Source organism: Aliivibrio wodanis (assembly GCF_052920805.1).
Window position 1 is genome coordinate 51680 of record NZ_JBREXA010000011.1, and the last position, 12300, is coordinate 63979.

The window sequence follows — 12300 nt, forward strand, 5'->3', positions numbered from 1 at the left end:
ATATCCACTATATTAAAGAATTAAACACTGATTCTTGGACTGAAAAAAGTTATTCATCATCTATAAGGCGTGGATATGTTATTCGAAAGTTAATCGAATTAAATCTGCTTGACCAATTTATTGCAGAATTCTGGAATCAAGATTCAAGTCAAACAGTTCGAGTGAGTGTTAAGCGATACCTAAGAATTGCGGATGAGTTTGATGGAATAAAAAGGTAATAGACCTAACAAGTGATTATGAATCCATATAAAACGCTCCCACCAGAGCGTTTTAATCCCAATTAGACCATTTCCACTAATGTAAATATCTTTGCCCTTGCGATGACATAAAATCAACGTATCCCTGTAAGGCTTCTTCAAGTGATTCATACTCATCAGGAGTCATATCACACAAAATAATCCCATTCATATCGGTAATATGGATCCACTTATCTTGTGTGTAGAACGCACGATAACCAACACCGTTCCACTCTTTAACTACCATGTGCGAAAATCACCTTCTAAAAAATCTTCAGGTTCAAAACTGGTAAAGTACTCTGCTAATTGATTACAAAGCATCTCCACAAACTCATCCATTAACTCTCTTCCATCTACTAAAGCATCATTTTGATGCACGATAAGCCCATTTCCATCATGAATGGTATTGCCTAATGGATGGTCGCTATCCAAATGGTAATTAATACCTCGTATGGTGACGTAAATACTCATGGTTTATTCCTTCTTTGCTCGACGGTATTGCCGTGTTGCTAGCTTAACCAAGCTAAATGCGAAGCCATGGATCACAACTAAGGATTCAAAAAGACGATTTCAGATCTAAATAAAGGAACATTTTAATTTTGGATTAAGTGTGCATACCTAACAAAAACGAACAATCGAACACTGTTCGTTCGTTGATTATGTTCGTTTATCGTGTATAATGTAACCAATTCTTCTTAATTATGTAGGCATCGCTATGAGTTCGGCACTAACGGGTAATCAGCTTCAAGATAAAGTCACAGAAATTTGTAATGAGCTTTATTCAAAAGGGCAGAAGACAAGTGTTCGTATTGTCTTATCGATGCTTCCAGATGTGAGTAGTACTAGTACGGTGCATAAATACTACAAAATATGGAAAGATGAATTAGAAGCTAATCAAAAGTCATTGCTTGAAAAAATGGGCTTCTCAGAAGAGTTTACTCGTGTGTTCATGTCTGAAATCACTCGTCATGCTACTGAGGCCGAGCGTCGTTATCGTGATATTGCGGAAGATGCAAAAGATCAGAGTATGCGAGCTATTGAAGATTTAGAACGTGCAGAAGAGCGTTTACATAAACAAACGGCATTGCTCGAACAACGTGAGCAACAGATCAAAACACTGCAATCTGAAATGAGCCAAAACACCAAAGCTCAAGAAGCGGTAACCAATGAGCTACGTCAGCAAATTGAATCACTAAATAAACAAGTATCGGAATTAGGCGACAGTAATGAACGCTTGCGAACTGATTTAGCGAAAAATGAATTATTGCTTGATGGTAATAAAGAGCTAGTTGAAACAACTAAAGCGCAAAACGTTCAGTTATCTGAAGAGATTAAATCGCTTAATAGTGAATTGGTATCAAATGCCAAAGAGATCACCAAGCTTGAATCAAAACAAGAGAGCCAAGAGGCGTTAATTGTTGAGCTTAAAGAAACTAAAACAACATTGGTTGAGCAAAATAAAGTAATGGATGCAGATTTACGAAGTGCGAACCAAGAGCGTCATGGATTACAAACGTCGTTAACTACACTGCAGAGCAGTGAGCAAAAGCTGTCAGACAAAGTGAGTGTGGCGACAGATGAGTTATCTCAGCTTAAAGCGACCATTACACAACAGAATGAGACGATAAAACGTCATGAAAGGTCGTTATCTGAAAAAGACGATCAGTTAGCTAAGTATAAATAATTCGTTGTAATTAGAGCTAACAACGATACATAATGACGATATGTAATTTACAAATGGTCATTATGAATGTCAATTGTCTTTCATCAAGTCAGAGAAGGGGAGTTTCGTCGGTTAGCTGAAACCAAAACCATGACGAAAATTCTTGCTCAAGAATCCACTGAATTTCCAAATAAATTCCATCTGGTTGGTATCGATCAAGTCAATGGCATTGGCTATGCCGTGCGTCATGGCCGGGTAGCAGAGTTAAGAGTATGGCGAATAGATATTTTAGTCAACCAAGCCAGGGAAATGGGGATTGAAAAAATTGATGTGCAGTTGCGGTGATGTTGTAGCATAAAAAGGTCTCCAATATAGGTGACCTTTTTGTTCTAGCTGTCAGGGCAGATAACGGCTGTTACGTTAATTAAACTAGAAACCTTGCTACCTTTTATTTAAGAAGGACATATTTTACTGGTCTTCCTCCTTTATCAAATTCGACTGCTTTTAAAAAAACATTATCATTCCATTTTCCAGAGCAAGTGTCTTCTTTTGAACAATAGTCAGAAAATGAACCATATTTACTTGAATCTATACCAAGGCAACTTGGGCGAAATGGTGCTTTATATGGGTCAATGTTCTTTTCTTTTGCTCTTTGAACTATCTCTTTTTTTAAATTCATTACTTATTCCTAAAATTAGTTCAGAACGCGTGGTCGTATAACGTTCAGATGCGAAAAGTCCCGCTAGATTTAGCAGCCTTTCTATATATCTATAATAAGCAAATAGCGTAAACTTTTTTCTCAAAATCATAGATAAATGATGTTCGATTCATTTCAATCAATAATCACCCTGAAACGTATGTATTTTATATATTGTTCTAGTAACTCAAATTTAACTCTGAAGCCTATAGCGTAGAACATGAAGCGAGAACGGGAACATTATTGAATCCAATCACATAGTTTAAGCCACCCACAGCGCCACTTTTCCATTCCCATACCACCATTGCATTGCAAAACAGCCATCGCCTAACAACGTGTGCAAGCGCACCAGCGACAGCTCGCAAGGTAATGGTCCCTATTTATTTAGTCATTCCAAAGAGGCGCAAAAGCGTGGGTTGCTCTCTATTATCAACCCCTTCCCCAAGCTTGGGGCGCTCGCACTTCGTGCCAGCTATTTTCGGCGCACCTTGTTTGCAAACAGCGCAAACAAAGTGCGTCAACCATCGGCATTAATAAATTGGTTTATCGGTTGCTGAAAGCCCAGAGAAAATGCATTAGACCCTCCGATCCTTACTTAAATCGTAATTATTACGTATAAATTACGCTTTATCTGTAATTAAGATCATAATAAGCTTGTTTTTTGAAACAAGGAGAGTGCTATGAACCAGAAAGCCGAGAAATACAATAAACAACAGTCAATGTTATATGTAAACCACGCATGCAATATTGGGGGAAACAATTTAGTTGGTGAATTACTGAAGTTAGAGCCTTCACGCATTAGTGAACTAAAGGGAGGGCGTCGTAGACTTACTTTTGAAGAAGCTGACATCTTACAGCAAGAGTTCGGTTTACCTGAGGCTTCCAAAGGTTACTATTTAGAAGCTGAATTATTCAATTCAGAGGATATGAGAGATACAAATAAATTTGATAGTAATAGTTCCGAGTTGCATTTACTTAGGATAGTGGATGCTTGGAATAATGAAGATAACATAACGTTTATACTCGAAAGCCTGAACATTAATGGCATCTCCGTTCCTGGTTATCAAGATCCGATTTTTACGGATGAGAATAGGCGCAAAGGTATAGAGCATAAAAATGCACGTTTAATACGTGATTTAAAGTTTAAAACTATAAATGCGCTTCTCAACTCTCATTACTTTTCAGCATGGTGTAGCGCCATTGAAGTTATTCTTAGTAAGATAGCAGCAGAATATATATTATCTGAATGTCAACATTTTCAAAATATACTACTGTCAACCAAGATAGATATAAATTGCGGTAATTCAAGTGTTCATCAAGATAAATATTGGACTATTTACGACATACTTCGACATGTCAGCCAAGACAGCGGTATTAGTATATTTACTCACCAACTAGAAAAATTAGTACGACATTTACACCTGTTAAATAAAGTGAAAAAGTTAGTCACATCTGGTCGATATTCTCACTTAGTACAGGCACCTAAAGAATGGATGTGTGAGAGTAAACTTGTGTTAATTGAAAATGCCTCTCCACATCGAGAATATGTAATAGTGGGTAAAGTAGTATGGCAGTCAAATGATCGTCTTCAAGTCCATGGGGAGTGGATGGAAAAGAGTATACTAGGCGAAATGGGAGTAGATCCAAGATCGTGCGAAGAGGGTATTTACAGACAAAGGCAGTTTAAAAGTGTAAGTATGGCTTTATTGCTTTCTGAAAACTACGAATATTACTTAGAAGTAAATTTAAAGGCGGGAGAAAATTACGCTTTAACTATGAGAACGCTGCTCGTACGAATAAGCAATATGAAGCACCTTTTTACAACGTTAGAGATGCTCTTTGCATTTTTTAAAATTAGTGGGGATGTTATCACGTCAGGAATAAAAGCGGAGATCGCCGATAATGGGGGCTATATTCCCTCGGCTATCTATTTAAAATAAACAACAATAGTTTCTGAAAGTGATGTTGCGTTAATTGTGACCCACTGCGCCACTTTTCCATTCCCATCACCACCATTGCATTGCAAAACAGCCATCGCCTAACAACGTGTGCAAGCACACCGGCGACAGCTTGCAAAGCAATGGTCCCTGTTTGTTCGTCATTCCAAAGAGGCGCAAAAGCGTGGGTTGCTTTTTATTACCAACCCCTTCCCCAAGCTTGGGGCGCTCGCACTTCGTGCCAGCTATTTTCGGCGCACCTTGTTTGCAAACAGCGCAAACAAAGTGCGTCAACCATCGGCATTAATAAGTTTGTGTTAGTGGTCGCTGATAGCCCAGAGAAAACGCCCCTCAACCTTTTTCGAGTTAAAAACCTACAGTTTCACAGCGACTATTTACAATAGTATTCGCGTTACCCTGTAGTTTTTAATGTGCCTAGAGATTACGTCTTCCCGTTGTTTGATTCGTTAGTGGGCTTTTAAGAAGACATTAAACTAAAAAATAAGCAATTCGTTGATTTATAAGGCCCAGCTAAACCACAAGTTCTGTAGCTAGAAAATGTAGGTATAGCCCACAAAAAATTGTTTCATTTTTATACATTGCAGCAAAATCGAGAACTATATTAAAGCAGTGGCGGAAGTAGAATCACCCTCAGTTTTATATTGATCTAGATCAATGTTATTTATCCATAGATCGAGCTTAATAACCCTTGTAAATACTATGGATTTGCTTATGTTGTGTTTAATAAAATTAAATGCACTATATATAGGGTATTTGTCCGTTTTTTTTGGCGACTATTATCGCATTTGCTGTTAGGTATCATTAAATGCAGTATTTTAAAAGTTACTTTGTAATGTTTCTTTTTGCTGTCAAATTGGAGCTGTATGGCTGATACGGCAGTTAATTCAATTAACTTAACCTGTTTGGTTAATTATACTATATGTCCGCTTAGGTTGGGTTATACTGGGTTTTTTTGGGGTTTTAGCAGTTAGGAGTAGATTGAAAAAAATAATGGTGCTATCTTATTGGAATGGAATACAGGGTTTGTTTTTCAATACGCTAAAAACAAAAAAGCCCTGATTCCAAATTTATGGATGACAGGGCTTTCTTGAAATCCGAAATCGACCACAATAATGGGGAAGTCAGATAAAGTTTGATATGTTCTTTGTTAAGCAAAATGTTTAAATTCTAATACTTCCTACGGTGCAAGAGTTTAAACTATTTCGTTTAACGCGGTATCAAAATTACATCCTGAACAAGCAAAATGCAATAGATTTGTTTGTATTTGTTCTCCTTTCTTGTGGTTATAAGAAACCAAAGGAAGGAATTAAATGATTAATTTATTAATTAATACAATCACTAAGATTGTAAAGAGTAAGATGTTTAAAAGAGCAATTATAAAAGTAATTTTTGTAGACGTATGGGAATTGATGAAAGACTGTCTTACTGATTTCCTGTAATTGTCTAAAAGTGAAAACTTACTTCTGTAGTGATGCCTATCATTAAGGGAAATTGGATTGGTTGGTAGAACTTTTTAGATGTCATAATCCAAGTGTATTTTATGCACTTGGATTTTTTATGGATTACTCTCTCACTAATACGGCGTAGATGAGAAAGAGCCCGCAAACTATTTACAAGTTAAAAACCTGCAGTATCACAGCGGCTATTTACAATAGTATTTGCGTTACCCTGTAGCTTCTCAATACGCTTAGAACGAACACATTCCCACTTAGATACTGGATCTTGTTTATCCCACGCTTGCATCAATTGGCGTTGCTGCTTACTCATTTGGTATTTTGGATAAGTGCTATCCATATACATATACGTTCTTGCTATACGACCACGAGACGCAACAGGTGGTTGTGCTTTTTGCTTATCAATACGCATATCACAACTACCAAAATCAGATTTTTCCCCTGGTAACATCGTGAAGTTATAATTACTTCTTGTTGCGTTCACCGCTCCGATAGCAGGGAAAAGGTTGTGCATATCGGCTTGCATGTATCGATATTCTTTATTCATCTTTTCCGCGCACTTACGGCCTTTAAAAGACTTACCTTTGCTGTTTACGCACTCACTATCGCCATTGCGCCATTCACTAAATGCCTGACCAAAGTTTTGAGCCGGCACGACATGCTCCCACTCGACACGCTTTGCGCGCTTTTTATGCTTTTCGGCTTTAAATCCACTTGGTAGGTCGATATTCTTTTTTGCATCAAAAGGCGCATCACAATAAAGAGTCACGCGGTGATCATGATAGACCTTACGCTCAAGCATTTTTTTTGCTTTATTAAATGATGCATTGGTAGTGTTACCTGCACTAAACGCTGAAGAGCTAAATGCAAATAGAATAAGAGGAAGTACAATTTTATTTATGTTCATAAGGGAATTTTAATAAAAGAAAAGAATATGATGCGTTAGTTTATCTTATTTTCCTAGCCCCTTCGGGAAACCATGCTTTATTTCGCGAATTGGCTCTTATGCTCATGCTTCGCAACGCTCCAATGGCTCAACCAAGCCACAAAACGCTTCGCTGTGTCTTGTCCCGTCCGGGTAACAATCAGGGCTAAAAGATCAAAATCAAAAGCAATAAGGCCAGTGTGCCAGCTATTTACCGCGTACAATGATATTTAATCTTGCTGTCATAATTCCGTTATTCTCCCAGATAAAGTTAACTCTTATCCATAGCTGCTTTCACACGCTTTATAGTTGAGCGAGATTTCCGTGTAGCATCACTTATCTTACTCATTGATAGCTGGCCATTATTTAATAGTGCAACAAGGTCAGCGTGCTTTTCAAGAAATGCATCCTGTTTTAAGGCTGTTCCTTTTGGCCGACCAAACTTACCGCCTTCTTTTTGAGTTAGTTTAATGCCTCTTTTTGACGCTAAAAGCCGACGTTCTTCATACCGCCAGCGACCAGTAGCAATGAATCGCTCATCTTTATTAAATGGTTCAATGTTATTTATGAGCTTGGTGAACTCACTTTTGATGTTCTTTATCGATTGATTATCTAAGAGCAGGTATTCTCGATGAGAATCAATCTGCAGCTTTTGTTGTTGATAGCGGTGAAAAACGTATTGTTCAATATAGCCGGCATGAGCAACGACTCTCAATACCTTGCTGCTTTTGATTTTCTTTTGCAGTGCTCTTTCTAAGTCAAAAATGGTTTCTTTTAAACGGTCTTTGGGTTCTCGTTGCGTTCGTCCCACTTTGTGAATAATGGTCCCATCTTCTAAGTGATATTCAAAAAGGTAAAGAGAAGCATTAAGGATAGATTGTTGTCTGTGGGCTTCAATATCTAACCAAGCAGTGTGAATATGGTTTGATGATATTTGCTCTTTTAACTCAATTATTCGTTGTTGTAATGTGTTTCTCATCCATTGGCCAAAGCTAAGTAACGGCAAGCTTCCAAGAATAATTCGGGCAACATCAGTAAATAGCCAATTCTCAGACCAGGTATCTTTTTTTAGCAATTCTTGTTGATACTGCCCTTTGATATAAAAGCGTTCAATATTCCAATTTTGAAAAACTGTTGGTGATTTGCTTTTGGGATCATAGCCAGAGTTAAGTTCTTTGATGACATTTATCGGATAGCTTAGATGAAAGTGATGCCACCCTGCAATCGTTGGAAGCTCTGTCAAAGACTCGTTACAAGTATCACCATCATGTCGAAAGTGAGCAGCTTTTTTAGTGCCTTTAACCGCAATTAATATGCTGTTGCAGAACGGACAGTAGAGTTTAGTTCTTCCTGATTTTTGGTCTGAAATATGATGGAAATTGCCATCACTATCTTTACCAAAGCTTAAATAAATAGACATATAAACACACTTTTTTGAACCCACCTTGTTTTATGTTAGTCGGGTTCAAAAAAGTATGCAAGGTTATGGCTTTTGGTTTGGTTATTTATCTTGGCTTACTGCTTATATGTCTATGTATAATTAAACGTACTTATACCCAGTTAAAGTTGAAATAGTAGCCCCTGCGGGAACCATGCTTATTTCGCGAATTGGCCTTTATGCTCATACTTCGCAACATTCCAATGGCTCAACCAAGCCACAAAACGCTTCGCTGGGTCTTGTCCCGTCCGGGGAACAATCAGGGCTAAAAGATCAAAATCCAAAGAAATAAGGTCAGTGTGCCAACCATTCCAGTTCGTTCTGGTTTACTTATTGCCATTTCCCACGCTAAACACGTAATGGCCAAAAGCCGTTAAACGTCGTTCAACAGGCCATAACGTAGCGTCATAAATGGCAATGCAAACCGACACTCACTTCCATAGCACACAACCAAGAGATTTATTACCAGCCCCTAACCCCAAGCATGGGGAACAACCGCAATATTAACATAACATAATTTATGCGAAGTTGTACGTGCCTAGTCGCCAGCAAGCTGTCGGGCACTGAACAAATTCAAGCATAAAAATATTATGTTAAATTGCTCATAGGCCACCAAACAAGTTGGTGATCAAAAGCTTTACCCGCATTGCACAAAAGAGCGCGTGCAAAGCGGGGCAGCGGCACGCGCAAAAAGCACAAACAGCGTGCTTATTGCGGTCATGTTCATCGGGTTTCTGTTGGGGTTGATTGCTGCGGTAAGTGTGGTTTTTGGTCGTGCCGCCCAATCATAAAAGATAGCTTCGCCCTTTTATGCAGAGCACCCCCACATCCCCCGCCCACCCAATGCTGCGCCCCTTCTTTGGTTAAGGAAGGATTGTTGGTGTGGTCAGGCTTTTGATTGCTATGGGTTTATTTGGTTTTTTTTGTTGGCGCAGCGTGGGCAGTGTCGTGAGATATTGGTTTCTTTTATTCCAAGGAATCTCGGATTTTCTTGAATGACTGTTGTCTAAACTCGTATACCTTTTTAGAAATCCAGTTCACATTATCTTGACTCAATTTCATCTTCTTATGTGCATCCGAACCGGAATACCACATCACGCCATTGATATTCTCAGACTTTGCTTCGCCGAAAAATTCAACCCAATAACTATCATCGAATTGGTTACAGCTTTGCTCTAACGTTGCAGAAACCTTCTTCTTATCACCTTTTTTTACGGTTTCTGTCGACATTTTAACATCAATCCCTACGATATTTGGGGTATACAAGTCATGTCCAGAGCCTGTTGGTGAGCGTTGCAAGCTTTGATTGCACATTGGTATAAGGTCTTCTAGATATAACCCTGCGGCTACCCCTGAGGCTTGTCGACATATATCCGTAATAATTTCAGATTTAGGGTCTTCAGATACCGGCAAAATGTTGACATTCTGACTTCCATCGAATTTAGGATTAAGTCGTTTGTCGATTTTTGTTTTCCATCCTTTTATCTTTTGAGGTGTGATCATCGTTTCTAGGCGTTTTTGGGCTACTATTTGTGCCTTTGCATTATCCATTGTAATCCTTAGCTTATGGGCTTCATTTATTGTTTGTGGCGTTTACTGCTGCTTTTGATTAGGGATAATATAATCGGCAAGTGCGTTAATGCTGTAATAAGCTTCTGGTGTTTCAACTGCTTTTTTATGGCGATGTTGAACAGGACAAACCTGTATCTTATACACATTCTTATACTCCTATTTAGTTTGTTTTTAGAGTTGTGTATAAGATTTAAGAACCGACGACTCTTAGCATTATATTGTTCACCCAAAGCAGCGCAGTCTCAAGTTTACGTGATGTAAATATCACAATATGATACTTTTACCATACCAATAATTTAGTTACGATAATTAAAGTGTTAACTCATCAGCAAATTCAAGCTCTTATATCAGATACTGTCAGCCATAATATTCATCGATTTTTCAATGGCAAATAAATCAAAACTACTCATATGCTCGATCATATTTTTCCGAGAGAGCGAAAAATTCATTCTCTTATTGGTGGCTTAGAAACTTCGATGGGAACTCGAGTTTGGGAGCCCTTAGCCAAAGCGTTCTCAGCAAGCAATGGTTTTGAAGTGTTAGATGAAAAGCAATTTAATAAAAGAGTGCCGGTTATCCCTGATGACCTCACTGCATTCATTTCTCTTTGGGAGAAAAGAAAGCTCAGTGATATGTCTCTTTTACTTTCTGGTTATTGGATTGAGCTTAGTAAATTTATCGCTGAAAACGTTGAACTTGAACAGCTTGGCTTTCAGAAAATGCCAAAGGGTCAGGGAGTAGATATTCTTCTTCGCAAAGATGAACGTTAAAACCACACAACTTAATGCAGGCGGTGACCCTAAGTTCTTAAAAAATATTATAGACTGGTATGCTTATGTCGCGCTTATGGATATGGCTGCCAATACTACTTGTTTCCTTGCTTTTCCTTTCGATCCACACGGTGGTCGATTTTGGTTTAAAGAAGGAGGAAAAGTCTCGCCATTGATTCCTGGCCAAGAAGCCTATGTTGCTGATGAGTTTTGGAACATGTTAACTAGAGTAGAAGGGACCACTGGCTTAATTGAATCTACGTTTAAGAAACTAGGAAATGAAGGCTTTGGTGCTCAGTTTTCTCACCACTTTGATTGATTTAAAGGAATATACCAGGTATGCCATATGAGCTAAGGGATTTTGAAGATAACCAAATTGGATTTACTGAACTCAATAAAAAATCATTTGCATGCAAACATGGAGAAACCCAAGAGGAGCTTTTTGTTCATACTTTTAATCGTCTACAAAACAATGGCTTTATCACCTCAACCGATATTCTCTCAATACATCCGGAGAAGGAATCAAACCCTTACCATCCTGATTTAGCGGTCAATCATTTACATGTTGGAGAGCTAAAGTCAAAAGCATCTCCTTTATTTATTGCTAGGAAATACGGAATTGACCCTCAATATGCTTTAACAATGGATCTGAAGGACTCTTTTCATTATTCAAAATTCCTCGATAGGGGAGTCGATATTTCAATTTATATCTGGGTTAAATGGGCCGCTAAATCTATGAGTATGTACAAAGATAAAGGTGGTCAGAGGAATTATACGAAGCGTTATGACCCGGTAAGGCAACTAGCTGGAATTTGGAAAGTTAAGTTTTCAGAGCTAAGGAAGTTTGAAAAAGAACATAATGCCCCCATCCATTGGTACCATGAAAATTTTCGTCACCCTCCAGAATATGATACTCGTAGTATTTCAGAGAAAGATAAAAAATGGGTAGCTGAATTAATCAAGTTTGAGCCGAGGCTATCAGTGAACGGAGTTGTTAAAGGTATTGCTTCTAAAGGGTATACAATGAGCAATGGTGAACTATATTCCTCAGGAGACTCTTCTGGTAGTTATGTTTTTGACCTAAATAACGCTATTTTTCAATGCCTATACAGTAATGGTATTTATAAGAGAACATGATATTTTGATACAAAAGGGCATTTTCGATGCCCTTTAAATACAAAAACTCATAATATTATTGAGTAATAATACTCTGAATTAATTTTATTTTTTCTCTTAAATTATCAGCTTCTATAGTGATAGACTTGTTTTTAGCTTGTAGCTCTTTTATTAATGCATCTTTTCTAGTTAAATCTTCTTTAAGCAGCGCTACTTCATTAACGATATCAAATAGCTGGCATTCATTGTTGTTAAGTGATGATGTATCACAATCAAATACTTCTATATCATTTAGTAGTCTTACTAGAGAGTGACCTAATGCTCTAGCCATATTTACAGGTACAGCATTACCTATCTGCTTATATGCGGCATTCTTTGAACCTTGAAACTCCCAGTTATCAGGAAAGGTCTGAATTCGTGCATATTCTCGAACTTGAAGTGGTCGAGTGTGGATAGGGTGACAACGCTCTG

General features: G+C 38.0%; 14 protein-coding genes. 6 read left to right on the forward strand and 8 right to left on the reverse strand.

Annotation, left to right across the window (positions count from 1 at the left end):
• Positions 1–294: 294 nt before the first annotated feature.
• Positions 295–483 (reverse strand): hypothetical protein, encoded by a 189-nt coding sequence (locus ACU5DF_RS23830; RefSeq protein ID WP_446714359.1) that lies wholly within the window; start codon positions 481–483, stop codon positions 295–297.
• The gene (locus tag ACU5DF_RS23835) at positions 477–707 is read right to left on the reverse strand and encodes a hypothetical protein (RefSeq protein ID WP_446714360.1); all 231 of its coding nucleotides are present in this window, start codon (positions 705–707) and stop codon (positions 477–479) included. Before ACU5DF_RS23835 ends, ACU5DF_RS23830 begins: the two co-directional genes overlap by 7 nt.
• Before the next feature lie 244 nt (positions 708–951).
• On the opposite strand from ACU5DF_RS23835, the gene ACU5DF_RS23840 reads away from it, so the two are divergent.
• Positions 952–1920 carry a coiled-coil domain-containing protein gene (locus tag ACU5DF_RS23840; protein ID WP_446714361.1) on the forward strand — a complete coding sequence of 323 codons (969 nt, stop codon included), beginning with the start codon at positions 952–954 and terminating at the stop codon, positions 1918–1920.
• Positions 1921–1986: 66 nt separating this feature from the next.
• A complete protein-coding gene (locus tag ACU5DF_RS23845) occupies positions 1987–2244 on the forward strand; it encodes a hypothetical protein (RefSeq protein ID WP_446714362.1) in 258 nt (85 codons plus the stop codon).
• Between the two features lie 103 nt (positions 2245–2347).
• On the opposite strand, the gene ACU5DF_RS23850 is transcribed toward ACU5DF_RS23845, so the two are convergent.
• Positions 2348–2578, reverse strand: a complete 231-nt coding sequence (locus ACU5DF_RS23850) for a hypothetical protein (RefSeq protein ID WP_446714363.1) — start codon at positions 2576–2578, stop codon at positions 2348–2350.
• Between the two features lie 698 nt (positions 2579–3276).
• On the opposite strand from ACU5DF_RS23850, the gene ACU5DF_RS23855 reads away from it, so the two are divergent.
• Entirely contained in the window at positions 3277–4536 is a 1260-nt protein-coding gene (locus ACU5DF_RS23855) for a hypothetical protein (protein ID WP_446714364.1), read from the forward strand.
• A gap of 1635 nt (positions 4537–6171) precedes the next feature.
• On the opposite strand, the gene ACU5DF_RS23860 is transcribed toward ACU5DF_RS23855, so the two are convergent.
• The 4 genes from ACU5DF_RS23860 to ACU5DF_RS23875 all read right to left on the reverse strand — a co-directional run bounded on the left by ACU5DF_RS23860 (position 6172) and on the right by ACU5DF_RS23875 (position 10087).
• Positions 6172–6915: an endonuclease gene (locus ACU5DF_RS23860; RefSeq protein WP_446714365.1), complete on the reverse strand. Its 744-nt coding sequence runs from the start codon at positions 6913–6915 to the stop codon at positions 6172–6174.
• Positions 6916–7204: 289 nt separating this feature from the next.
• A complete protein-coding gene (locus tag ACU5DF_RS23865; protein WP_446714366.1) occupies positions 7205–8353 on the reverse strand; it encodes a competence protein CoiA family protein in 1149 nt (382 codons plus the stop codon).
• A 984-nt stretch (positions 8354–9337) separates the two neighbouring features.
• Positions 9338–9922 (reverse strand): hypothetical protein, encoded by a 585-nt coding sequence (locus ACU5DF_RS23870; protein WP_446714367.1) that lies wholly within the window; start codon positions 9920–9922, stop codon positions 9338–9340.
• 42 nt (positions 9923–9964) lie between these two features.
• Positions 9965–10087 (reverse strand): hypothetical protein, encoded by a 123-nt coding sequence (locus ACU5DF_RS23875; protein ID WP_446714368.1) that lies wholly within the window; start codon positions 10085–10087, stop codon positions 9965–9967.
• Between the two features lie 332 nt (positions 10088–10419).
• On the opposite strand from ACU5DF_RS23875, the gene ACU5DF_RS23880 reads away from it, so the two are divergent.
• Genes ACU5DF_RS23880 through ACU5DF_RS23890 form a run of 3 tightly spaced genes read left to right on the forward strand, consistent with a single transcriptional unit; the run spans position 10420 to position 11850 of the window.
• Positions 10420–10713, forward strand: a complete 294-nt coding sequence (locus tag ACU5DF_RS23880; protein ID WP_446714369.1) for a hypothetical protein — start codon at positions 10420–10422, stop codon at positions 10711–10713.
• The gene (locus ACU5DF_RS23885; protein WP_446714370.1) at positions 10703–11032 is read left to right on the forward strand and encodes a hypothetical protein; all 330 of its coding nucleotides are present in this window, start codon (positions 10703–10705) and stop codon (positions 11030–11032) included. Before ACU5DF_RS23880 ends, ACU5DF_RS23885 begins: the two co-directional genes overlap by 11 nt.
• Positions 11033–11052: 20 nt before the next feature.
• Positions 11053–11850, forward strand: coding sequence for a hypothetical protein (locus tag ACU5DF_RS23890; RefSeq protein ID WP_446714371.1), 798 nt, complete (start codon positions 11053–11055; stop codon positions 11848–11850).
• 55 nt (positions 11851–11905) lie between these two features.
• On the opposite strand, the gene ACU5DF_RS23895 is transcribed toward ACU5DF_RS23890, so the two are convergent.
• On the reverse strand, positions 11906–12300 hold a 395-nt coding region (locus ACU5DF_RS23895), incomplete at its 5' end, for a DNA cytosine methyltransferase (RefSeq protein WP_446714381.1).